At 46.5% G+C, this 25,109-nt stretch carries 20 protein-coding genes and 1 pseudogene; 20 read left to right on the top strand and 1 reads right to left on the bottom strand.

The features are described from left to right. Positions 1-6: 6 nt before the first annotated feature. The 6 genes and pseudogenes from LZT22_RS03770 (at position 7) to rlmD (ending at position 7,708) form a co-directional block, all read left to right on the top strand. Positions 7-3,063 (top strand): efflux RND transporter permease subunit, encoded by a 3,057-nt coding sequence (locus LZT22_RS03770; protein ID WP_233923744.1) that lies wholly within the window; start codon positions 7-9, stop codon positions 3,061-3,063. A 61-nt stretch (positions 3,064-3,124) separates the two neighbouring features. Then, positions 3,125-3,916 (top strand): 5'/3'-nucleotidase SurE, encoded by a 792-nt coding sequence (gene surE / locus LZT22_RS03765; RefSeq protein ID WP_233923708.1) that lies wholly within the window; start codon positions 3,125-3,127, stop codon positions 3,914-3,916. A gap of 26 nt (positions 3,917-3,942) precedes the next feature. Beyond that, a pseudogene (locus LZT22_RS03760) lies at positions 3,943-4,566 on the top strand (protein-L-isoaspartate(D-aspartate) O-methyltransferase); the annotation flags it as partial. Beyond that, positions 4,563-5,444, top strand: coding sequence for a peptidoglycan DD-metalloendopeptidase family protein (locus tag LZT22_RS03755; protein ID WP_233923707.1), 882 nt, complete (start codon positions 4,563-4,565; stop codon positions 5,442-5,444). The pseudogene LZT22_RS03760 and the gene LZT22_RS03755, both read left to right, overlap by 4 nt. 12 nt (positions 5,445-5,456) lie before the next feature. Further along, positions 5,457-6,287: a 3'-5' exonuclease gene (locus LZT22_RS03750; protein ID WP_233923706.1), complete on the top strand. Its 831-nt coding sequence runs from the start codon at positions 5,457-5,459 to the stop codon at positions 6,285-6,287. Positions 6,288-6,298: 11 nt separating this feature from the next. Next, positions 6,299-7,708, top strand: a complete 1,410-nt coding sequence (gene rlmD, locus LZT22_RS03745; RefSeq protein ID WP_233923705.1) for a 23S rRNA (uracil(1939)-C(5))-methyltransferase RlmD — start codon at positions 6,299-6,301, stop codon at positions 7,706-7,708. 65 nt (positions 7,709-7,773) lie between these two features. Here rlmD and LZT22_RS03740 read toward each other — a convergent pair whose 3' ends face one another. Beyond that, entirely contained in the window at positions 7,774-8,475 is a 702-nt protein-coding gene (locus tag LZT22_RS03740; protein WP_233923704.1) for a Bax inhibitor-1 family protein, read from the bottom strand. Positions 8,476-8,764: 289 nt separating this feature from the next. Between LZT22_RS03740 and ndk the strand changes: the two genes are divergently transcribed. The 14 genes from ndk (at position 8,765) to LZT22_RS03670 (ending at position 25,087) form a co-directional block, all read left to right on the top strand. Then, entirely contained in the window at positions 8,765-9,190 is a 426-nt protein-coding gene (gene ndk, locus LZT22_RS03735) for a nucleoside-diphosphate kinase (RefSeq protein WP_233923703.1), read from the top strand. Position 9,191: 1 nt separating this feature from the next. Then, positions 9,192-10,358 carry a 23S rRNA (adenine(2503)-C(2))-methyltransferase RlmN gene (gene rlmN, locus LZT22_RS03730; protein ID WP_370635182.1) on the top strand — a complete coding sequence of 389 codons (1,167 nt, stop codon included), beginning with the start codon at positions 9,192-9,194 and terminating at the stop codon, positions 10,356-10,358. Positions 10,359-10,369: 11 nt separating this feature from the next. Next, entirely contained in the window at positions 10,370-11,647 is a 1,278-nt protein-coding gene (gene ispG / locus LZT22_RS03725; RefSeq protein ID WP_233923702.1) for a flavodoxin-dependent (E)-4-hydroxy-3-methylbut-2-enyl-diphosphate synthase, read from the top strand. Positions 11,648-11,656: 9 nt separating this feature from the next. Continuing rightward, a complete protein-coding gene (hisS, locus tag LZT22_RS03720) occupies positions 11,657-12,964 on the top strand; it encodes a histidine--tRNA ligase (RefSeq protein ID WP_233923701.1) in 1,308 nt (435 codons plus the stop codon). Positions 12,965-13,027: 63 nt separating this feature from the next. Next, a complete protein-coding gene (locus LZT22_RS03715) occupies positions 13,028-13,681 on the top strand; it encodes a tetratricopeptide repeat protein (protein ID WP_233923700.1) in 654 nt (217 codons plus the stop codon). Further along, positions 13,681-14,811 (top strand): outer membrane protein assembly factor BamB, encoded by a 1,131-nt coding sequence (gene bamB / locus LZT22_RS03710; protein ID WP_233923699.1) that lies wholly within the window; start codon positions 13,681-13,683, stop codon positions 14,809-14,811. Before LZT22_RS03715 ends, bamB begins: the two co-directional genes overlap by 1 nt. Before the next feature lie 24 nt (positions 14,812-14,835). Next, complete coding sequence (gene der / locus LZT22_RS03705) at positions 14,836-16,191, top strand: ribosome biogenesis GTPase Der (RefSeq protein ID WP_233923698.1); 1,356 nt, start codon at positions 14,836-14,838, stop codon at positions 16,189-16,191. A gap of 59 nt (positions 16,192-16,250) precedes the next feature. Next, positions 16,251-16,496, top strand: a complete 246-nt coding sequence (gene hfq, locus LZT22_RS03700) for an RNA chaperone Hfq (protein ID WP_233923697.1) — start codon at positions 16,251-16,253, stop codon at positions 16,494-16,496. Then, entirely contained in the window at positions 16,474-17,730 is a 1,257-nt protein-coding gene (gene hflX / locus LZT22_RS03695) for a GTPase HflX (RefSeq protein WP_233923696.1), read from the top strand. Before hfq ends, hflX begins: the two co-directional genes overlap by 23 nt. After that, a complete protein-coding gene (gene hflK / locus LZT22_RS03690) occupies positions 17,723-19,255 on the top strand; it encodes an FtsH protease activity modulator HflK (RefSeq protein ID WP_255698819.1) in 1,533 nt (510 codons plus the stop codon). The genes hflX and hflK overlap by 8 nt, the downstream gene beginning before the upstream one ends. 5 nt (positions 19,256-19,260) lie before the next feature. Next, entirely contained in the window at positions 19,261-20,130 is an 870-nt protein-coding gene (gene hflC, locus LZT22_RS03685; protein ID WP_233923741.1) for a protease modulator HflC, read from the top strand. A 101-nt stretch (positions 20,131-20,231) separates the two neighbouring features. Further along, positions 20,232-21,416: an ATP phosphoribosyltransferase regulatory subunit gene (locus tag LZT22_RS03680; protein WP_233923695.1), complete on the top strand. Its 1,185-nt coding sequence runs from the start codon at positions 20,232-20,234 to the stop codon at positions 21,414-21,416. Positions 21,417-21,443: 27 nt separating this feature from the next. After that, positions 21,444-22,820: an adenylosuccinate synthase gene (locus tag LZT22_RS03675; protein WP_233923694.1), complete on the top strand. Its 1,377-nt coding sequence runs from the start codon at positions 21,444-21,446 to the stop codon at positions 22,818-22,820. Positions 22,821-22,879: 59 nt separating this feature from the next. Beyond that, a complete protein-coding gene (locus LZT22_RS03670; RefSeq protein ID WP_233923693.1) occupies positions 22,880-25,087 on the top strand; it encodes a malate synthase G in 2,208 nt (735 codons plus the stop codon). Positions 25,088-25,109: the final 22 nt, after the last annotated feature.

The raw sequence follows: 25,109 nt of genomic DNA, 5'->3' as shown, positions 1-25,109 counted from the left end.
TCCTTTATGGGAGGCGTGCTTGAAAAGCGCGTGATCGTTATTGTGGCTTCAATTGGTTTATTGGGCTTGGGTATGTTTAGCCTGAGTCAATTACCAATTCAGCCCTACCCTGGAGTGGCGCCATTAACCATTCAGGCAATTTCTCAATGGCCTGGGCGAAGTACCTCCGAAGTTGAGCAGCAAGTCACTATTCCGGTTGAGAATGCCCTTGCGGGTATTCCAGGCGTACAGGCTTTTCGTTCGGTTTCCTTATTCGGCTTATCGGTTGTTACCTTAAAGTTTACCGATACAACTGATCCTTTTAAAGCGCGTCAAACGTTTATTGTTAATCTTAGTAACGTAACTTTTCCCGCTGGCGTTTCATCGAGCATTAGCCCCGACTCAGATGCGACGGGTGAAATTATGCGTTACCACGTGCAATCCGATTTTGCTTCACCAACTCGCTTAAAAACCTTACAAAATTACGAGATTTATAAAGAGCTGAAACAAACCCCTGGGGTAGCTGATGTTTCATCTTTTGGCGGTAAGGTGCGGCAATATCAAGTGATTATTACACCTGAGAGTCTGCAATCAAAAGGGGTAACCGTGTCGCAAATTATTGCTGCCCTTAGTAACGCCAATAGCAATGCAGGCGGCGGTTTATTGCCAGCAGGGGAGCAGCAGTTTGTGGTGAGGGGTGTTGGCCTGTTTAAAAATATAGGAGACATTAAACAGGTTGTGGTTGCCGTAAACCAAGGCGTACCTATTCGGATTGGTGATGTAGCGACAGTGGAGATTGGTTTTGCGCCACGTTTAGGTATGTTTCAATACGGAGAGAACGCCGATGCCGTTGAAGGCATTGTATTTTTGCGCCGCGGTGAAAATGCTACTGAGGTGTTGGCTCGGGTACGCGACAAAATCAAAAATATCAATTCACATATTTTGCCACCCGGCATTCAAGTAATACCATTTTATGATCGGCAGGCGTTGCTAGATATTACGATTGGCACGGTTAAGCACACTTTATTTTTTGGGATCTCTTTAGTACTGGCGGTTCTATTTTTATTTTTAGGAAATTTGCGCGCTGCCGCGGTCGTGGCGGCTGTCATCCCTTTAGCGCTATGTGTCTCGTTTATCCAGATGCATATTTGGAGTGTGCCAGCCAACCTAATTTCTTTGGGTGCAATCGACTTCGGGGTGATTGTTGACTCAGCAGTCATTTTGACGGAAAACGTCATGCGCCATTTAGAGGAGGGGGGTAAGCGCTTAAATCAAAGCATCATCATTGCTACTAGTGAAGTACAACGCGCCATGATTTATTCCACCAGCATCATTATTGTGGCTTATTCCCCCTTATTCTTCATGGGCGGGGTAGAGGGAATTATTTTTAAGCCGATGGCCTTCACCATGGGCTTTGCGCTGATTGCAGCCATGGTTTTAAGCCTGACTTTTTTACCTGCGATGATTTCCCTAATTTTTGGGGAAAACTTACATCACAAGCCACCCCGCTTTATTACGCGTTTGTTAGCTGGGTATAAGCCTTTATTGCGGCGCTGGATGGACCGTCCCCGCACCGTTGTAGCGATTGCAGTGTTTATTTTGGGTTTAACTTTGTTTAGTATGACTAAGCTTGGCACGGCTTTTTTGCCTACCCTAGAAGAAAATAATATTTGGCTACGGGTAACTTTGCCAAATACAGTAGATTTAGGTTATTCAATCAAAATTGCTAATGAATTACGCGGCATCTTTTTGAAGCAAGGTGAAATTGAAAAAGTAGCCGTACAAATTGGTCGTCCAGATGATGGCACTGATTCAACGGGGGTTTTTAATCAGGAATACGGGCTCTATTTAAAAGCCCCAGACAAAATGCCAGCAGGTTCGAGCAAGAAAAAACTGATTGAACATTTAGAAACAGAATTAAATAAAATTCCTGGTATTAATTATAGTTTTTCACAATACATTCAAGATAACGTCAATGAAGCTTTATCTGGTGTTAAGGGTGAAAACTCAGTGAAAATTTATGGCCCTGATTTAGAGGTCTTAGATTTGAAAGCCCGCGAGATTATTGATGAGCTGAAAAAAGTTTCTGGGGTGGCTGATGAAGGTATTTTGAAAGAGTTAGGGCAGCCTACCTTAAACATTCAAATTGATCGCGAGAAAGCATCGCGCTATGGCATTAATGTGAATGATATTCAAACGATCGTGGCTAATGCCATTGGGGGAATGCCAGTTACCAATTTGCTCGAAGATGAAAAAACTTTTGGTATTGCTGTGCGCTTAAATGAAGCAAGTCGTAATGATGTGTTGGATGTCTCGAAACTTTTAGTTGACTCGCCCACGGGCGCAGCAATTCCGCTGTCGATGGTGGCTAAAGTGAGTTTAAGTGATGGCCCTTTCTTTATTTATCGTGAAGCTGGTAAGCGCTATATCGCGATTAAATTTAGCGTGCGTGGACGCGATTTAGGCAGTGCGGTGGAAGATGCACAAGTGCTGGTTCAAAAGAACATCACTTTGCCAGCAAACTATTCGATTAGCTGGGATGGGCAATTTAACCAAATGAAGCAAGCGCAGAAAAAGTTAATGATTATTGTGCCATTAGCTTTGTTAGGTATTTTCCTGTTATTGGTGAGTGCCTTTGGTAACTTCCGCGACGCAGTAATTGTGATGATTAATGTACCCTTTGCGGCAATTGGCGGGGTTCTAGCCTTGCATCTAGCCGGCGAAACTTTAAGTATTTCAGCTTTCTTTGGTTTCTTATCCTTATTTGGTATTGCGATTCAAGATGGAGTGATCTTAATTTCCTTCATTAATAAATCGATGTCGGATGATTTGGCGGCAATGAAAGACACCATGGTTGAAGGCTCATCATTACGGGTACGCCCCGTTTTAATGACAGCGATGCTTTCGGGGCTTGGTTTGTTACCGGCTGCTTTATCGCATTCAATCGGCTCTGAAGCGCAGCGTCCGCTAGCCTTAGTTATTGTTGGTGGCATGGTAACGACGACGATTCTGACTTTATTGGTCCTACCCGTGATTTATAGTTGGTTTAGAGGTCGTTCATTACCCAATGCACCGGTCATTTAGCCTGATTGAATCGACTATCAATTTTACTTTTTAATGCGCTAATTTTAGATTCTCAATATTAATGCCTACCGATACCAATTTACATATTTTAGTTTCCAACGATGATGGTTACTTAGCCCCAGGTTTACTTGCCCTGGTTAATGCTTTGCGTCCACTGGGGCGCATTACAGTGATTGCACCAGAGCAAAATCACAGTGGCGCCTCGAATTCATTAACTTTATCGCGTCCCTTATCGATTCATCGCGTAGCGGGAGGTGAGCGTGATGGTTTCTTATTTATTAACGGCACCCCCACTGACTGTGTGCATATTGCTATGACCGGTTTTTTAGATCAGCGCCCCGATTTAGTTGTTTCGGGTATTAATCAGGGCGAAAATATGGGTGAAGACGTGCTCTATTCAGGCACGGTGGCAGCAGCAATTGAGGGGGTCATGTTTGGCGTGCCAGGAGTGGCATTTTCACAAATCGACCGTGGTTGGGCTCGTATTGATGATGCAGCAGCGATTGCTAAAGATATTGTTACGCATTTATTAGCGAACCCGATTGGCTCTGAAAAAGGGATAGCAACCTTATTGAATGTGAATTTACCGAACCAAAGCTATGCCGATTTACAGCGCTGGCGAGTCACTCGCTTGGGGAACCGTCATCACTCTGAGCCCGTAGTAGTGCAAAAAAATCCTCGTGAAGAACTCATTTATTGGATTGGGGCAGCCGGTGTGGCTAAAGATGCCTCGGCAGGTACTGACTTTAGTGCAATTGCCGATGGCTGTGTTTCACTAACACCGATGCAGCTTGATTTAACTCACCACGCCCGCTTAGCAGCGATGCGTGCCAACGGCTGGGATCGGGGTTGAAGGCGACTTCACGGCATGCTGGTCACCGCCAAGCACTTGCCGATAAAGTTGCCGCTAGTGGGGTAAAGCACCTGAAAACCCTTGAAGCTATTGCTACGGTGCCACGACATGCCTTTATGGATGCGGGTCTACATGCGCAAGCGTATGAAGATTCCGCCATACCCATTGGTCATCAGCAAACCATTTCTAAGCCATCAGTGGTGGCACGCATGATTGAGCTTTTACATAAAAACAAACATCCCCTAGGCAAGGTACTAGAAATTGGCACGGGTTGTGGTTATCAAGCTGCGATCTTGAGTTTGTTAGCTACAGAAGTGTATTCAATTGAACGGATACGACCTTTGCATGATTTAGCTCGGGCGAAGTTACGACCCTTTCGGATTAATAATTTACGCCTCATATACGGCGATGGCATTTTGGGCCTGCCCCAAGCTGCACCCTTTGATGCCATTATTTTGGCAGCCGCAGGGCTCGGTATTCCCGATGCTTTATTAGATCAATTGGCGATTGGCGGGCGCTTAATTGCCCCAGTAGCCCGCAATGCCAATCTGCAGCAGTTATTACTGATTGAACGAGTTAGCTCGCAACGCTATCAAAGAACCGCCTTTGACGAGGTCTTTTTTGTCCCTTTACAATCGGGGGTGATATGAAACGATTGATTGTTAAACCATTATCTTCTGTAGATTTAAAGCGCGCTTTAGCCTCAACTGCACCGCTAGCAATTACTTTGGCAGTGGGTTTGGCTTTAGCTGGCTGTTCTACGCCCCGTACAAAGCCTGCGCCCATTAACGATCGTAATGCGAGCATTTCCTCTGCAATGGCTAATGAACCAACCCCTCCTGGTTATTATCGGGTGAAGCGAGGCGATACCCTGTTGCGCATTTCTTTAGATCATGGTCAATCGTATAAAGATATTGCGCTTTGGAATAATTTAAGCGACCCGAATCAAATTGAAGTGGATCAACTTTTATTAATTAAATCACCTACTGCTAGTAAATCAGCTAGTGCAGCGAGTGCAGCTAGTAAAAAATTACCTGCTGGTGAAAGTGTAGTTGGAGGCACTGGTGCCGCTAAGGCTGCTGCTTTAAAACCCGATACTACCAAGACTGAGACCATAAAAACTGACCCCCTGAAGAGTGATGCCAGTAGTTCTCCAGTTGCCGAGCCAGGTATTCGCTTATCTTGGCCAGCGCAAGGTAAGGTAGTAGAAGAATTTAGTGAAGGCAAAAATAAAGGGATAGATATTGCCGGTAAGTTAGGCGAGCCAGTTCAATCGGCTGCAGATGGTAAGGTAGTGTATGCCGGCAATAGTCTGCGAGGTTATGGTAATTTGGTCATTGTGAAGCATGACAATACCTATTTAACGGCCTATGCGTATAACAAGAGCTTGTTAGTGAAAGAGGGCGATAGCGTACGCAAAGGGCAAAAAATTGCTGAAATGGGTGATACGGATACCAATGCAGTGAAGTTGCATTTTGAAGTACGCGTGAATGGTAAGCCGGTTAATCCAATGCAATTTTTACAATAACTAGCTATTTTCATGCGTGTCGGTGCAACCGTTTTGGTCTTTGATATTGAGACTATTCCCGATGTGGCTGGTTTACGCCGTTTAGAAGATTACCCAACTACCATTGCTGATGCCGAGGTAGCACAGTTAGCGATGGCAGCACGAACTGTGAAAACGGGAAGTGATTTTCTACCGCTCTACTTACAACGAATTGTGGCGATTTCATGCGTGATTCGTCGTACCACTAAAGAAGGTTTACCGCAATTTAAAGTGGGATCTTTAGGCGAAGTGGGTGACGATGAGAAAACTTTAATTCAGGCGTTTTACGATTTAATTGAAAAATATACGCCGCAATTAGTTTCATGGAATGGTAGCGGCTTTGATTTGCCGGTTTTGCATTACCGCGCCATGGTTCAGGAAGTGCAAGCCGCACGTTACTGGGAGATGGGCGAAAGCCAAGACAGCGATAGCCGCGACTTTAAATGGAATAACTATATTTCGCGGTATCACTTACGGCATCTTGACATGATGGATATTTTGGCTAAATTTAATCCGCGCGCCAATGCACCGTTAGACAGCTTAGCAAAACTCTGTGGTTTTCCTGGAAAAATGGGCATGGATGGTAGCCAAGTTTGGGGCGCTTATCAAGAGGGTCGCTTACCTGAGATTCGCAGCTATTGCGAAACCGACGTCGTGAACACGTATTTAATGTATTGCCGCTTTCAATTAATGCGAGGCGGTTTTTCTCCCGCAGAATATGCCGAAGAATTACGGTTTGTGCGCGCCTATCTACAAGAGGAATCGAAGCAGCCACACGGCGCAGCTTGGCAGGAATACCTTGCTGGTTTTGCGGATGCCGCTTAAGTACTTGCGGCATGTCTGAGCTAGTGAGTGAGCCAATTTGGATTGAATCACTTGATTTAGAAGCGCAGGGCATTGCCAGGCTGCCACCCGCCCTAGATGCGCCTGCTGGCGAAGCTGGCAAGGTGCTATTTATTCGTGGCGCATTGCCAACCGAATTGGTTAGCTATCAAATTACCCGTGATAAAGCCCGCTTTGCCAAGGCCAAAGTCATCCACATCCTCAAGCCCGCGGTATTTCGGACTCAGCCGCGTTGCGCAGCCTTTGGAATTTGCGGGGGCTGTAGCATGCAACACCTTGATATGGCTGCACAAATTTCGATGAAGCAAAGAGTTTTAGAGGATGATCTCTGGCATCTTGCCCGTGCTAAACCAGCAGAAATACTTCGCCCCTTAAATGGACCAAATTGGGCTTACCGGCAACGGGCGCGTTTAAGTGTAGTGAATCGCTCGATTAAAAAAGGTACTGCCCTAGTGGGCTTTCATGAATTCAATAGCGGGTATGTGGCCGACATGCTAGCTTGTGAAATATTGCCCCCGCCGGTTTCGGCTTTATTACTTCCTTTGCGGGATTTGGTGAACGCACTCTCGATTCCCGATGAAATTGCGCAATTTGAATTAGCAGTAGGTGAGGGTAATACCACCAATGCATTTCAGCCGGTAACAGTTTTGGTGATGCGCCACATGGCGCCACTGAGTTCTGCTGATCTTGATCTGGTACGTAACTTTGCTGAGATGCACTCTGTATGGATGTGGTTACAAGCTGGCGGCATCGATACTGCCAAACCATTTCATCCTACTGAGGGTGGCTTAAGTTATCGACTACCCGAATTTGGGCTTGAAATGCCTTTCTTACCCACTGACTTCACCCAAGTGAATCATGCGATGAATCGTGCTTTAGTAGGCCTGGCAATGCGCTTGTTGGCACCACAAGCCCATGAACGAATACTGGACTTATTTTGTGGCATCGGTAATTTCACTTTACCCTTAGCGCGTTTAGCCAAAGCAGTTTTGGGGATTGAGGGTAACAACGCCTTAACTCTGCGAGCGCATAGTAATGCAGAACATAATGGGTTGGCTGATATGGCTCAGTTTCAATTGGCCAATTTATTTACAGCTGATGCAGTGATGGTGCGTTCATGGGGGCCAGCAGACCGCTGGTTAATTGATCCCCCTAGAGAGGGGGCGATGGCCCTGTGCCAAGCCTTAGGAGAGCTACAAAAGAATTGCCTCGCCGGCGATGCTACCGCCTTATCCTTTCTACCCAAACGTATTGTTTACGTCTCTTGCAATCCGAAGACGCTAGCGCGCGATACTGCAATCCTCTTGGGCGAAGCTGGCTACGAGTTGACTAAGGCTGGCATCGTGAATATGTTTCCTCACACTTCACATATTGAATCGATTGCGGTGTTTGAGAAAAAATAAGCGCATAAAAAAAGCACCTCGAAAGGTGCTTTTTAGTTGCTAGCGTAAGCAGTCGCTAATTGAGTCTAATCGCGCTGCCCACCCATAATGCCAAATAAAGCCAGCAAGTTGGTGAAGACGTTATAGACATCAAGGTAGATGGCTAGAGTAGCCATTACATAGTTGGTTTCGCCGCCATTAATAACGCGTTGCACATCAACCAAAATAAAGGCTGAGAAAATGGCAATTGCTAGAATCATCACCGTCAGCATGAGTGCAGGTAATTGCAACCAGATATTGGCCAAGGAAGCCACGATGAGGAGCAATACGCCAACCATGAGCCATTTGCCCATACCTTGGAAATCACTTTTGCTAACAGTTGCAATAGTTGCCATGGTGGCAAAAATTAAGGAAGTGCCGCCAAAGGCAAGCATGATTAAGGTAGCGCCATTGCTATAGCTGCTGAGGGTAAAGCCAATTAGGCCTGACAGCATGAGACCCATAAAGAAGGTAAAGCCTAGCAGTAGCAAAACACCGATGCCGGTTTCTTTGTTTTTATTGATTGCCCAGAAGAAGCCAAAGGCAACTGCCATAAAGACGATGAAACCTAAGAAAGGACTACCAGCAAAAGGTACAAACCCCATTGCAACTCCCAACCAAGCGCCAATGACGGTAGGCACCATCGAGAGAGCAAGCAAAGCATAGGTATTGCGCAAAACCCGGTTACGGATTTGCAGACTTGTTACAGAACCAGACTGTCCAAAGCCAAAAGAGTTTAAATCGCTCATTGAGACCCCTTCATTGTTAAATTAACTAAGCCAAAAATTGGCTTGTGTATTAAGTATAGACAAAATAGGTTAATTTCAAGGGCTTTCGTAAAGATAGTACTGCTAAAGGGGTTATCCCCTGTAAATTCAATCACTTAGCTAATTTACCCTTAAAGGTAAGATGGTCTAGGGATGTATAATTCTGTGGGCGTTGCTAAGCGACGCAGCTTTCAGCATCTGCAGCAAGGATGCCCTTTTTGGGGCTCTAACACTGCTTTTTACGATCTTTGATTCAGTACTGGAGTTATGCATGGCAATGGAACGCACTTTATCTATTATTAAACCCGACGCAGTAGCTAAAAACGTCATCGGGCAAATCTACGCGCGTTTTGAAGCGGCTAAGCTCAAAATAGTGGCCTCGAAAATGGCGCACTTATCGCAATCGGAAGCTGAGCAGTTTTATGCTGTGCATAAAGAGCGGCCTTTCTTTAACGACTTAGTCAAGTTCATGATTTCTGGTCCGGTGATGATTCAAGTATTGCAAGGTGAAAACGCCATTGCAAAGAATCGTGAGTTAATGGGCGCGACTGATCCAAAGAAAGCTGATAAAGGTACGATTCGCGCCGACTTTGCTGACAGTATTGATGCTAATTCAGTACATGGCTCTGATGCCCCTGAAACTGCTGCGGTAGAAATTGCCTTCTTTTTTCCTGGCATGACTATTTTTAATCGTTAATGTGAATTCACCCCGCATCAATCTCTTAGATTTAGACGCCGAGGCAATGAAGGCGTACATTGTGGGTCTGCATGAAAAGCCATTTCGGGCAAAACAATTGCTGAATTGGGTGCATCAACGCGGCGTTGGCAATATTGCTCTCATGAGCGATTTAGCCAAGGGGTTTCGCCAGACTCTAAGCGAGCAGGCCGAAGTTTGTGCGCTACCTGTTTTAAATGAAGCGCTAGCGACGGATGGCACCCGTAAATGGTTGCTAGATGTGGGCGGCAGTAATGCCGTAGAAATGGTGTTTATTCCTGAGGATGATCGCGGTACCTTATGTATTTCTTCGCAGGCAGGTTGCGCGGTGAATTGTTCTTTTTGTGCAACTGGATATCAAGGTTTTTCGCGGAATTTAACCACGGGTGAAATGATTGGCCAGCTTTGGTTTGCTGAGCATCATTTGCGCGCCGACCCTAACGCCATTAAACGCATTGAAGAATATCCCACTCCAGGTTATGTTCACGAGGGTAGAGTGGTATCAAACGTAGTCTTCATGGGTATGGGTGAGCCCCTCCTCAATTACGATAACGTCTTGCCGGCCTTACGTTTAATGTTAGATGATCACGCATATGGTTTATCGCGCCGTCGAGTGACCCTCTCAACTTCGGGGGTAGTGCCAATGATGGATCGCTTGGCACAGGATTGCCCAGTGGCTTTAGCCGTGTCTTTGCATGCGCCGAATGATGCCTTACGCGATCAGCTAGTGCCGCTGAATAAAAAATATCCCCTGAAAGAATTGCTAGCCGCTTGTGAGCGCTATTTACCTTATGCACCGCGCGACTTTATTACCTTCGAATATTGCATGCTTAATGAAGTCAATGATCAAGATGCGCAGGCACGAGAGTTGGTGCAATTACTAAAAGGCATTCGTTGCAAAATCAATTTAATTCCGTTTAATCCTTTTCCTGAGTCGGGCTTAACTCGCTCTTCGCCGCAACGGATTTTTGCCTTTAGTAATATCTTGCAAGAAGCGGGCATGATTGCGACGGTGCGCAAAACCCGTGGTGATGACATTGCAGCAGCTTGCGGACAGCTCGCAGGCGATATTATTGACCGCACTAAAGTTCGTGAGCGCACGGTTGATGCAGCACTGGGCGAGCAAATTGTGCAATGGTTGGAACGTTAATTATTAACAGGATGGATATGCGTACTACTCCTGATTCTGCTTGTCTGCCCCTCGGCCCTGCGCCGCGGCGCAGTTCTTTGCAGGCAACCGTATCTTGGCAAGATGTACATGTTACCGTGGGCGGAGATGCACCAGTGCGCGTGCAGTCAATGACCAATACCGATACGGTTGATGCACTTGGTACCGCGATTCAAGTAAAAGAATTGGCGCGTGCCGGTTCTGAATTAGTGCGTATTACGGTCAATACGCCTGAGGCTGCCGCAGCCGTGCCTTACGTGCGCGAAAAATTAGATGCGATGGGTATTTTTACCCCGCTGATTGGTGATTTTCACTACAACGGCCACACTTTGCTAAACGATTTTCCAGCCTGTGCAGAGGCGTTATCAAAGTACCGCATTAATCCGGGTAATGTGGGTAAGGGTGCTAAACGCGATCCGCAATTTGCCCAAATGATTGAAGTCGCTTGCCGTTATCACAAGCCAATTCGGATTGGCGTGAATTGGGGTAGCTTAGATCAAGCGCTGTTAGCCCAGATCATGGATGAAAATGCAATGCTTGCTGAGCCTAAAACAGCGCAAGCAGTGATGATTGAAGCTTTAATTCAGTCAGCCTTGCAATCGGCCACTAAGGCAGTTGAATTAGGTATGAGCCCAAATCAAATTATGTTGTCGTGCAAGGTGAGTGGTGTACAAGATTTAGTTGCGGTGTATCGCGATTTAGCCCGCCGCTGCAATTATCCTTTGCATTTAGGTTTAACCGAGGCAGGCATGGGTAGTAAAGGGATTGTGGCATCGACCGCGGCTTTAGGCATTTTGTTGCAAGAAGGGATTGGCGATACCATTCGGGTTTCACTGACACCTGACCCTGGTGCACCGCGCGAAAATGAAGTGATCGTGGCTCAGGAAATTTTACAAACCATGGGCTTACGGAATTTCACGCCTATGGTCATTGCCTGTCCTGGTTGTGGGCGTACGACCAGTACGACTTTTCAAGAATTAGCAGCCCAAATTCAATCTTACTTGCGCCAACAAATGCCAGTCTGGAAAAAATCGCATCCAGGAGTTGAAAATATGAATGTGGCGGTGATGGGTTGTATTGTGAATGGACCCGGTGAAAGCAAGCATGCCAATATCGGTATTTCGTTGCCTGGCACTGGGGAAGCCCCTGCGGCACCAGTATTTGTTGATGGTGTCAAAGTGAAAACCTTACGTGGTACCGGTATTGCCGAAGAGTTTCAGGTGATTGTAGAAGACTATGTGAAGTCACACTATGGTAGCTCGGCAAGCTAAATACGTAAAATGAGTGCGCAAAAAATTCAAAAACTAGCGGGCGTGCGGGGTATGAATGACCGCTTGCCTACTGAGGCAAAGCAGTGGCTGCATTTAGAAAAAATATTGCACGATTTAACCCGCGCTTACGGTTATGAGTTAATAAACACCCCGATTGTTGAGGCTACTGAAGTTTTTCAGCGCGGTATTGGCGTGGTTACCGACATTGTAGAAAAAGAGATGTATTCCTTTGAAGATCGCCTGAATGGAGAGCAACTCACTTTGCGACCCGAAGGAACCGCCGCAGTTGTGCGCGCAGTCATTGAACATAATTTACTGTACGACGGACCTAAACGCCTATGCTATATGGGACCCATGTTTCGCCACGAGCGTCCGCAGCGTGGGCGCTATCGACAGTTTCATCAATTTGGGGTTGAAGCCTTAGGTTTTGCGGGTCCTGACATCGATGTTGAAATTATCGTCATGGGGCAACGACTCTGGGATGAGTTAGGTTTACGGGGCGTACATCTTGAAATAAATTCTTTGGGCCAAGCAGCTGAGCGCGCTGCCCACCGTGAAGCTTTAGTCGAGTATTTCACGGCAAATACTGCAGCCTTAGACGCAGATTCGCAGCGTCGTTTACTGACTAATCCCCTGCGAATTTTAGACTCTAAAAATCCAGCAATGCAAGAACTGCTTGAACAAGCGCCACGTTTACTCGATTTTCTTGGCGCAGAATCGCTACAACACTTTGCTGCGGTACAGGCTTTATTAAAAGCCCAGAATATTCCCTGCAAAATTAATCCGCGGTTAGTACGCGGCTTAGATTATTACAACCTCACCGTGTTTGAATGGGTCACTACTGAACTTGGGGCGCAAGGCACTATTGCTGGGGGTGGGCGTTACGATCCTTTGGTTGAACGAATGGGGGGTAAAGCGGCACCCGCTTGTGGTTGGGCGATGGGCATTGAGCGCGTGCTTGAACTAATGGCCATCTCAGGATCAGTCCCCGAAGCCGAGGCAGTGTGTGATGTGTATGTTTTACATCAGGGTGGTGAAACCTTAACGGCCGCTTTTATTGCTGCTGAACAATTGCGCAGTGCTGGCATGGATGTTGTTTTATTTTGTGCCCCCGATGGCCAAGCGGCAAGCTTTAAATCCCAAATGAAAAAAGCCGATGCGAGTGGTGCCGCCTTTGCTGTAATTATTGGCCCTGATGAATTGGCGCGCGGTGAAGCCCAAATTAAAGACTTACGCGGGTTGGGTAAACAATATGCAGTTCCGCTAAATCAGGTCTTGGATGCCATGATTGAAGCCTTAGTTTCTGCTTCGGAATAAAATAGCCTGCCCTTGATCCCACTTTACTCATTTATTTAATTTACGTTTACCTTACGGATTGTTATGCCACTGGACCTAGAAGAACAAGAACATTTAGATAACTTTAAAGACTTTTGGAAAAAGTATGGCAAGTTATTGACTGGCTTATTAACTGCTATTTTATTAGCTTATGCGGGCTATAGTGGTTGGCAATGGTGGAAAAATAATCAAGCAATGGAGGCCTCAAAACTGTACGGCACCATGTTGAGTGCGGTGGGCAAAGGTGATAAAGAACAAATCTTTCGCGCAGTAGACGATTTGCAAAATCAATTTGGACGTACAAGTTATGCGGCCATGTCGGGTTTAGTTGGCGCAAAAGTTGCTGCAGATGCAGGCGATACAGCAAAGGCGCTAAGCTATTTACGCTGGACAAGTACTAAAGCAACCGATTCTGCATATGCAGGGGTAGCCAAAATGCGCTTGGTAGCCCAATTAATTGAACAGGGCGGTGATGCGGCGATAACTGAAGCCGACCAACTATTAAAAGAAAAACCAGTTAGTGGCTTTGAGGCTTTATGGATAGAGCGGCGTGGCGATTGGTATTTATCACAACAAAAAATAGCTGAGGCGCGCACGAATTATCAAACCGCGTGGAAAATGATGCTGCAAGCAAAAGAATTGCCCGATGAAAGCCGCCGCTTATTAAAGGTAAAACTGGATGCTGTAGGTGGTGTTTAATGCGTAGGGCTTTATTTGCTTTACTCGCTTTGCTAGTATGTTCAATGCTGGCATGCTCGGGCTCTTCGCGAACTCGCAAGCCTAACGATCTGACGGCAGTGACTAATCAATTTGAAATGAAAGAAATTTGGGCAGCGAATGTTGGCTCGTCCGAACCCTATTATTTTGATCCGATGGTAGCTGGCAATTCAGTCTATGCTGCTTCTGCTAGTGGCAAATTAGTAAGACTAGATTTACAAACTGGTAAAACGATTTGGGAAGTGAGCGTGCCCGATAGGCTAGCTGTAGGCCCAGGGTCGGATGGCAAAACGACAGTGGCGGTTTCAGCTAAGGGGATGGTTTATGCCTTTGATGAAGCCGGAAAAAATATGTGGTCAGTTTCAGTTGGCAGTGAAGTATTAACTGAGCCCATAGTGGCCGCTGGCACCGTAGTGATTCGCACGCTCGATAATCGTTTTATGGGCTTAGACGTACTCACAGGGAAGCGCCGTTGGTTTTATCAGCGCCAACAGTCGGTACTGTCATTGCGTGTAGGTTATGGCATGCTGCTTGTTAATAATGAAGTAATTGTGACAGGCCTATCGAGTGGCCGCTTCGGCATGATTGGGGTAAATAATGGGGCCCTGATTTGGGAAACATCGGTTTCTTTTCCAAAAGGATTTTCTGAAATTGAGCGTTTAAATGATGTATCCGCCAAGCCAAGCTTGGAGGGTGATAAATTATGCGCCGTATCGTATCAAGGCAAGATCGGTTGTAGCATGGTACGTACGGGAAATTTAATTTGGTCTAAGGATTTTTCGAGTTACACCGGCACTGCGCAGGGCCCTGAACTGGTTTTTGCAAGCAATGAAAAATCGCAAGTAGCGGCTTTTAAGAGCGCAGACGGAACGCAGGTTTGGGAAACGAGCAAGCTCAATTGGCGTGACTTAGGTGAGCCTACCGCCATCGGGCGAGTGCTGTTATTTGGTGACGCTGAAGGTTATTTACACGCTATCTCACAGGCGAATGGCGAGATTGTGGCGCGCATTCGGCACGATACCTCACCCATTGCGTCGGCCCCAGTGGTCGCCGGTGGCCTAGTTCTAGTGCAGTCTCAAGGCGGTAAATTAGTTGCCTATCAACCTAAATAAAGTTTACTTTATGAAACTTGTCCCATGAAACCTGTCATTGCAATTGTTGGTCGGCCTAATGTAGGTAAATCGACTTTGTTTAACCGCTTAACGCGCTCACGCGATGCAATTGTGGCTGATTTTTCTGGCTTAACCCGTGATCGACATTATGGCAATGGACGCCTAGGTAGTCGCGGTTTCATTTGCATTGATACCGGTGGCTTTGAGCCTGTAGCGAAAACTGGCATCGTCGCGGAAATGGCCAAGCAAACTAAACAAGCAGTAGCGGAATCGGATGTGGTGATTTTCTTGGTTGATGGGCGCTTAGGTTTGGCCCCCCAAGATCGTGTCATTGCCGATTTCTTACGTAAAACAGGACGGCCGATTATTTTGGCAGTAAATAAAACCGAGGGTATGTCAGCGGGCGTTGTTACCGCTGACTTCCATGAGTTAGGTCTGGGTGATCCCATGCCGATTTCCTCAGCTCATGGTGAAGGCGTGCGCAGCTTAATTGAGGATGCGTTGGATGACTTGGGTGTGCCTGAAGAGGATGATGAGGCTGAGGTGCTGGGTGCAGATAAACCGCTCAAGATTGCTGTGGTGGGTCGTCCTAATGTAGGTAAGTCGACATTAATAAATAAACTGATTGGCGAAGAGCGGGTGATTGCTTTTGATCAACCTGGCACAACCCGCGATGCCATTGAAGTACCCTTTGAACGTGCTGGTCGCCCCTATATTTTGATTGACACCGCTGGCTTGCGGCGTCGCGGTAAAGTGTTTGAAGCGATTGAAAAATTTTCAGTCGTGAAAACCTTGCAAGCCATTGCCGACGCCAATGTGGTGATTTTGATGCTGGATGCTCAACAAGATATTTCTGAGCAAGATGCCCATATTGCTGGGTTTATTGTTGAAGCCGGGCGAGCCTTAGTGGTGGCAGTAAACAAATGGGATGGCGTCGACGCTTATGTGAAAGAGCGTTGCCGTTTAGAGATTGCGCAAAAATTGCGCTTTCTCGATTTTGCCAATGTTCATACGATTTCAGCGCGCAAGGGCTTTGGTCTAAAAGAACTGTTCAAAGATGTTGATGCTGCGTATAAAGCGGCCACGACGAAGATGCCCACCCCGCGTTTAACGCGAATTTTGATTGAGGCTATTGAACATCAGCAGCCTAAACGGGTGGGGATGGGGCGTCCGAAAATGCGTTATGCACATCAAGGGGGCATGAATCCGCCAATTGTGATTATTCATGGCACTGGCCTTTCTGGCGTTACAGATAGCTATAAACGCTTTCTAGAAGGGCGGTTTAGGGCGGTTTTTGGTCTCCGTGGGACACCGATGCGTATTGAATTACGCACCAATCGTAACCCTTACGTTGATGATGACAAAAAGAAGAAGCGATAATAAGATTCTGTTTTGAGTTTGAAAAAATCAAGACTCCCATTAGTGCTTAAAGGAGCGGTATGAATAATAATAAAAGTCAGATGTTGCAAGACCCTTTTCTCAATGCTTTGCGTAAAGAGCATGTGCCTGTTTCGATTTATCTCGTGAATGGCATTAAATTGCAAGGCAATATTGATTCATTTGATCAGTATGTGATTTTGCTGCGCAATACGGTGACGCAAATGGTGTACAAACATGCTGTTTCTACTATCGTTCCTGCCCGCGCAGTGACTTTTCGCCTAGATGAGGAAGAGCCCTCTGCATAAAACTAGTATTGACGCTGTGCGAGCGGTGCTAGTCGGCGTTGATACTGGCTTAGCTGATTTTCCCGAAAGCATGGCAGAACTTGCTTTATTGGTGGAAAGCGCAGGAACATTGCCAGTGGCTAATGTCATTGGGCGCCGCGGCAAAACTGATCCTGCTTTATTTATTGGGTCTGGTAAAGCTAACGAACTGAAGCACATTCTTGAAGAGCAAGAAGCGGAGTTGGCGATTTTTAATCATCCTTTATCGCCTAGTCAGCAACGCAATTTAGAGCGCCACTTGGGGCGCCATGTGCTCGATCGAACCGGGTTAATTTTAGATATCTTTGCCCAACGGGCGCAAAGTCATGTGGGTAAAACCCAAGTTGAGTTAGCCCATGTGCGTTATCGCATGTCGCGTTTAGTGCGGGCTTGGAGTCACTTAGAGCGGCAAAAGGGTGGTATTGGCTTACGGGGCGGTCCAGGTGAAACCCAAATGGAGTTAGATCGGCGCATGTTGGCTACACGTGCTAAGCGACTTGAGCTTGAATTGGCGAAGTTACAGCGGCAACAACGAACTCAACGCCGCTCACGCAGTCGCAAAGAAGTTTTCTCAGTATCGTTGGTGGGCTATACCAATGCGGGTAAATCAACGCTCTTTAATGCTTTAACAAAGGCTGGCGCCTATGCGGCCGATCAATTGTTTGCCACCCTCGATACCACTTCACGCAAAGTGCATCTGCCTGAGACGGGGTCGATTGTAGTGTCCGATACGGTGGGGTTTATTCGCGACTTGCCCCATCAATTGGTAGAAGCTTTTCAAGCAACCCTAGATGAAACGATTCATGCCGACTTAATTTTGCATGTGATTGATGCAGCTAGCTTAGTTTCACGCGAACAACGGGCTGAAGTTGAGCGGGTTTTGCAAGATATTGGGGCTACTGACATTCCGCGCCTAGAAATCATGAATAAAATTGATTTAATGCCTGAAACCTTTGCCCATGGGCCTATTGTCAAGAGGGATAATAATGGCTTACCCAACCAAATTTTCCTTTCAGCACAGGCTAGCTTGGGCCTTGACTTACTCCGTAGTGCTTTAGGCGAACATGCCCAATTGGCTGATAGAATTAGGGCTCAAGATGACCGAGCCAAAAATCACACTAACGCCACTGATTTATTAGCTCCCTTAACCGATCGACCTGACTCTGCCGAATTTAATCCCCTCCCTTCCCGTAGCTATTCGCCACATAATGCATAAACTGCTTGCACTTTTTTCAGTAAAAGACCCAGGCTGGGGCAATAGTAGCAACAGCAATGATGCTAAAGACTCTGGCAATGGCGAAGGTACGCCTGCAGGCGAAACTAAGCCGCCAGTCGTTGAGGGAGCTCCAGGAAATAGCCCAGAAAATATACCCACAGTCAGCCCACAACCACCATCCAAGCCACCTGAGCGACCCACCGATGGGCCGCCCGATCTGGATGAGCTCTGGCGCGATTTCAATAATCGCCTGAATAATTTTTTTGGTGGTAAAAAAGGCCCCAAAAGTACTACAAATAATTCTGGCAATTCATCGCCAAATAAAGCGCCATTTAATAAGCCCTCGAATAATGGTGGCGGCGGTAAAAACCAAGCGCCATTTAATTTTAATTTTACGAATCCCTTTTCCAGCAAGGCAAGCTTTGGTTTTATTGCAGCTGGTGCGGTCTTGTTTTGGTTATTAAGTGGTTTTTTTATTATTCAAGAAGGTCAGGCGGGTGTGATTCTCACCTTTGGTAAATACAGTTACACCGCTGGGCCTGGCATTAACTGGCGTATGCCTTGGCCCATTCAGGCGCAAGAAATTGTAAATTTATCGGGCGTTCGTTCGGTTGAAGTAGGGCGTCCAGTCTTAATTAAGTCAACTAACTTAAAAGATGCATCGATGTTGACCGAAGATGAAAACATTATTGATGTGAAATTCGCCGTGCAATATCGTTTAAAAAATCCGACAGATTATTTATTTAATAATCGTAATCCGGATATTGCGGTAACACAGGCTGCTGAGACGGCAATTCGGGAAATTGTGGGCCGCAGCAAAATGGATACCGTGCTTTATGAGGGGCGTGAAAAAATTGCCATTGACTTAGCTATCTCAATTCAAAAAATCTTAGATAGTTATAAAACCGGTATTTATATTACGAGCGTGACAGTGCAAAATGTGCAACCCCCCGAACAAGTTCAGGCCGCATTTGATGATGCCGTCAAAGCCAGTCAAGATGCTGAGCGTTTGAAGAGCGAAGGTCAAGCATACGCAAACGATATTATTCCGCGCGCTAAAGGTACTGGCGCACGTTTACTGCAAGAGGCTGAAGGCTATAAAGCACGAGTCATTGCAACTGCTGATGGTGATGCCACCCGCTTTAAACAAATTTTGACGGAATATGCAAAGGCACCTCAAGTCACGCGTGATCGGATGTATATCGACACGATGAAGGAAGTCTATAGCAATGTAACGAAAATTTTGGTCGATACCACTAAGAGTAATAGTCTCTTGTATTTGCCCCTCGATAAAATTGCCGCGCAAGTGAGTGCTGAAAGTGCCCAGGCGGCTGCGGCAGCACCCAATAGCAGCATGGGTTCGGGTTCGGTTGGTAGCTCTACTGGAGTACCTAGTTTGCCAGCTACGGGCTCGGTCACGGTTTCACCAGCACAGCCTGCGTCTGGCTCTGCGGCAACGGGCGGCAGTAATAGTTCGGTTGATAAACGCGATGGCTTACGCAGCCGCGATCGGGATGCCCGCTAATGAATATGAATCGCGTACTTGCTGCTTTAATTGGGCTCATTGCCATTATTTATTTATTGGCTTCCAGTATTTTTATTGTTGACCAACGGCAGTTTGCGGTGGTATTTTCCTTTGGTCAAATTGTGCGGGTAATTCAAGACCCTGGTTTGCAATTTAAGTTTCCTGCCCCATTTGAGAATGTGCGCTTTTTCGATCGCCGCATTTTAACGATCGATAATCCTGAAGCTGAGCGTTTCATTACCTCCGAAAAGAAAAATCTCTTGGTTGATTCTTATGTGAAGTGGCGCATTGTTGATCCGCGTAAGTTTTTTGTGAGTTTTAGAGGTGATGAAAGTTTAGCGGTCGATCGATTAAATCAGCTAGTTCGTTCAGCTTTGAATGAAGAGTTTACGAAGCGCACCGTACGTGAACTTATTTCTGAGCAGCGCGAACAAGTGATGCAGGGAATTCGTAAGAAAGTAGCCGATGATTCTGCCGATATTGGTGTTGAAATTGTTGATGTGCGTTTAAAGCGCGTCGACTTATTGGCTGAAATTAGCGATTCAGTGTATCGACGCATGGAAGCAGAACGCAAACGCGTAGCTAATGAATTGCGCTCTACGGGCGCAGCTGAGTCGGATAAAATTCGTGCCGATGCCGAGCGCCAGCGCGATGTTATTTTGGCTGAGTCGTATCGGGATGCGCAAAAAATTAAAGGCGCTGGCGATGCGAAGGCGACCGCCTTATATGCCGAAGCGTTTGGTCGGGATTCCCAATTTGCTCAGTTTTATCGCAGTTTGGAGGCATACCGCAGCTCTTTCAAAGATAAGAAAGACTTGATGGTGGTTGAACCCAGTGGTGAGTTCTTCAAGTTTTTGCATAAAAAGAGCCAATAAGACGACCCGCTCTTTAGGGCCTAAAAGGCCGCAGACTCAGAGTTCTGCGAGATTCCCCAGCATTGCCCATCATCAAGCATAGTTGAGCCATAATATTAGGCATGAACCGTTGGTTATTACCTGAAGATATTGCTGATATTTTGCCAGCTGAGGCTGCCAAAGTAGAGGCTTTGCGTCGTCGCTTGCTCGATTTATATCAATCTTATGGCTATGAGTTGGTGACCCCACCCTTAATCGAGTTTCTCGATTCTTTGTTAACGGGTACTGGTGCGGACCTTAATTTACAAACCTTTAAGTTAGTTGATCAGCTCTCAGGGCGTACCTTAGGCTTGCGGGCTGATATGACACCCCAAGTTGCTCGGATCGATGCGCATTTATTAAATCGAGATGGCGTAACCCGCCTATGTTATGCGGGCTCGGTTGTCCATGCCCGCGCCAGCATTACTAGTGCGTCGCGCGAAGAGGTGCAATTGGGCGTGGAAATTTATGGTTGCGCTAGTTTGGATGCTGATTCTGAAGCGATTTCACTTTTATTGCAAACCCTGCGTTTGGCTGGGCAAGAACAGGTCTATCTCGATTTATCGCATGCCGGAGTATTGGCTGGCGTGTTAGAGGGCGTAACGCTAACGCCTGCAGATATGCAAACTGTATATGGCTTATTGCAAAGTAAAGATCGCCCCAGTTTGGTGGCCTGGTCGCAAGCAGTGCCCACCGATTGTGCTAAAGCCTTGCTAGCACTAACGCATTTAAATGGACCGAGTAGCGAGGTTTTAAAAAAGGCCCGCAAAGGTGAATTTGCTTTGCCAAATAATCTTCAAGTACAGGAATCTTTATTGCAATTAGAAGCGTTGCTCGCGTCAATGACTGAGCTCGCGCCTACTACCGAAATGAGTATTGATTTAGCAGATTTACGGGGTTATCAATACCACACTGGGGTGACGTTTGCGGCTTATATTGCTGACTTAGCTCAGCCCATTGCGCGGGGTGGTCGCTATGATCAGGTTGGAGCTGCTTTTGGGCGCGCGCGCCCCGCAACTGGGTTTTCACTCGATTTGTTGACCTTAGCAAGTCTTTCTAAGGCATCCGCTCTGCGGCCGGTAATACGTGCACCCTGGCTTTCTGATGCGGCTTTATTGGCCCAAATTTCCCAATTAAGGGAGGCTGGCGAAGTGGTGATTCAGATCAAGGTGGGGGAGGAACTTTTAAGTTCCCAATTCCAGTGTGATCGAGAATTGGTTCAGCAAGGTAAAAACTGGGTGGTAAGCCCATTAAGGTCGGTAAAATAGCCCGTCTTGATCAAATTTGGATTGAATATGTCTCAGCAGCAAAGTAAGCAAAACCCTGGCCAACCCAGGTCAGCCAAACGCGGCCGAAATGTGGTGGTAATAGGCACTCAATGGGGTGATGAAGGCAAAGGCAAGGTAGTCGATTGGTTAACTGATCATGCTGCTGGCGTCGTGCGCTTTCAAGGTGGCCATAATGCGGGACATACTTTAATTATCGGTAATAAAAAAACCATTTTGCGTTTAATTCCTTCGGGAATCATGCATCCGCAGGTCATTTGTTATATCGGTAATGGTGTTGTGCTATCGCCTGAAGCACTCTTTAAAGAAATTGGTGAGCTCGAAGCCGCCGGATTAAATGTCTGCGATCGCCTGCGTATTTCTGAAGCAGCGACGTTAATTTTGCCGTATCACGTCGCAATTGATAACGCCCGCGAGAAAAAACGGGGGGCAGCGAAAATTGGCACTACCGGACGTGGCATTGGCCCCGCATATGAAGATAAAGTAGCCCGCCGTGCTTTGCGTGTGCAAGATTTGTTTTATCCCGAAAAATTTGCCGCGCAATTGCGTGAAAATTTGGAATATCACAATTTTGTTTTAACCAATTACTACGGAGCGAGCCCCGTTGATTATGAAGCTACTTTAGCTGAGGCCATGAGTTATGCAGCGCGCCTTAAGCCGATGGTTACCGACGTTTCTAGTGCTTTATATGCAGTCGAACAAGCTGGGCAAAATTTATTATTTGAGGGTGCTCAGGGTACGCTGCTCGATATTGACCACGGAACCTACCCTTATGTAACTTCGAGTAACTGTGTGGCGGGGAATGCAGCCGCGGGTTCTGGAGTAGGGCCTGATTCTTTGCAATATATCTTGGGTATTACCAAAGCCTATTGCACCCGAGTGGGCGCTGGCCCATTTCCTAGTGAGCTTTATGATTTCGATAATCCTGCGAAGCAAGACCCAGTTGGCATCCGCTTAGCTGAAGTGGGCAAAGAGTTTGGCTCAGTAACAGGCCGTCCGCGTCGCACGGGTTGGCTTGATGCGGCCGCATTAAAGCGCTCAATTCAGATTAATGGGCTAACTGGTTTATGTATCACTAAATTAGATGTGCTCGATGGCCTTGAGCAGGTCCGCTTATGTGTGGGTTATCGTTTGGAGGGCAAAGAGCTCGATGTATTGCCGCGGGGTGCAGAGGCAGTAGCTTTATGTGAACCGATTTATGAAGATTTTCCAGGTTGGCAAGATAGTACTGTTGGTATTCAAAATTGGGACCGCCTACCAATTCAGGCACAACACTTTTTGCGTCGTATTGAAGAGGTCGTTGGCAAACCCATTGCCATGGTGTCGACTGGGCCAGAGCGCGATGAAACCATTTTGGTGCACCATCCTTTTGAGGCGACGCATTAAGCGGTAATGTGTAATTTATAGGCTATTTTTATTGTGAGATTTATTTAAAGGTTTTTATCATGACTGTACGTATTAACTGTTTTGGCTTGCAGGTTGCCGATTCACTTTACCGTTTTATTGAGGATAAAGTGTTACCAGGTCTGCAGATTAAAAGTGCTGACTTCTGGAAGGGCTTTGCCGCAATTGTTAAAGACTTAACCCCAATTAATGACGCATTGCTGGCCAAGCGTGATCGAATCCAGCGTGATTTAGATAAATGGCACCAAACTCATCCAGGCCCAATCAAAGATATGCCTGCGTATCGCCAGTATCTAAAAGAAATTGGCTATATAGATGAGATACCAGCCAATGTAGTGGCTTCTACTCAGAACGTCGATGATGAACTTGCTCTCCAAGCGGGCCCCCAGTTGGTTGTTCCTGTGCTCAATGCGCGCTATGCTTTAAATGCAGCTAATGCTCGTTGGGGCTCTTTGTATGACGCGCTCTACGGTACAGATGTTTTGTCTGAAGAGGATGGTGCTACCAAAGGCGGAGCGCTCAATCCAATTCGTGGCGCTAAGGTTGTAGCCTATGCGCGGCAGTTTTTAGATCAGGCTGCACCTTTGCTTAAAGCTTCATATAGCGATGTGGTGGCTTATACCGTGGTAGCCAATAAACTGGCGGTAAAGTTAAAAGATGGTAGCACTACTGGCTTGCTTGATGAAAAACAGTTTGTGGGCTACCAAGGTGATCCTTCCGCACCTTCATCTGTTTTACTACGCAATAATGGTATTCATATTGATATTGAAATTGATAAGACGAAAACCATCGGTGCTAGTGATTTAGCTGGTGTAAATGATGTCGTACTAGAAGCCGCGCTCTCTACCATTCTGGATTTGGAAGATTCAGTAGCGGTTGTTGACGCCGATGACAAAGTACTCGCTTATGAGAACTGGTTAGGTATTCTCAAAGGGACCTTAGTTGAAGAGGTGAGTAAGGGTGGCAAAACTTTTACCCGCCGCCTCAATCCAGATCGTCAATACAAAGCCGGTATTGGCGCAGTAAATGCAAAAGATGGCTTGGTGACCTTACATGGCCGATCACTATTATTCCTGCGTAACGTTGGTCACCTGATGACAAATCCTGCCATCATTACTAGTGAAGGTAAGGAAGTTTACGAAGGCATCTTAGATGCAGTCGTGACCGTATTAATTGCTTTATATGATATTAATCGCCCAGCAGCACAAGCGATTGGCAATACCCGTAAAGGTTCTGTATACATTGTTAAGCCTAAAATGCACAGTCCTGAAGAAGTTGCATTTGCTAGCGAGCTCTTTAGCCGTGTTGAGAAATTGCTTGGCTTGCCAGAGAACACCGTCAAATTAGGCATCATGGATGAAGAGCGGCGCATGAGCGTCAATATTAAAGCTGCCATTGCGGCAGCTGGTGCACGCGTTGCTTTTATTAACACTGGCTTTTTAGATCGTACTGGCGATGAAATTCATACTGGTATGTATGGCGGTGCCATGGTCCGTAAAGGCAAGATGAAGGTCGGCAAATGGTTCAATGCGTATGAGCGCCGCAATGTCTTGGCTGGCTTAGATTGTGGTCTACGGGGTCGCGCACAGATTGGTAAAGGCATGTGGCCTGCACCAGACCTCATGCGAGAAATGGTAGAGCAAAAAATCGCCCACCCTCAGGCTGGTGCCAATACAGCTTGGGTGCCTTCACCCACAGCTGCTACTTTGCATGCTATGCACTATCACCAAGTCAATGTGGCGAAAATTCAAGAAGACATGGAGAAAAAAGATACTGCAGCTGAGTATGAATCGTTAATGGATGATTTATTGACTGTGCCAATTGCGCTCTATCCAGATTGGACTAAAGAAGAGATTCGCGAGGCGCTTAATAATAATTGCCAAGGTATTTTAGGTTATGTGGTTCGTTGGATTGATCAAGGTGTTGGCTGCTCGAAGGTGCCGGATATTTACAACGTTGGATTAATGGAAGATCGCGCGACATTACGTATCTCTAGTCAGCATATCGTCAATTGGTTACTGCACAAAATTGTGACTGTAAATGAGGTAAATGAAGCCTTGCAACGGATGGCTAGCATTGTTGATATGCAAAATGCAGGCGACCCCCTCTACAAACCAATGATGCCAAATTACAAAGACTCATTCGCTTTTCAGGCAGCCAGTGATTTGATCTTTAAAGGACTCGAGCAACCCAATGGTTACACTGAGCCGCTGCTACATGCTTGGCGTAGGCAAGTAAAAGGGGTATAGCTTACCCGTGTACTAAGAAAGC

It is taken from the genome of Polynucleobacter sp. IMCC 29146 (assembly GCF_021395195.1).
Lineage (GTDB): Bacteria > Pseudomonadota > Gammaproteobacteria > Burkholderiales > Burkholderiaceae > Polynucleobacter.
This window is presented reverse-complemented; position numbering and strand designations above follow the sequence as displayed.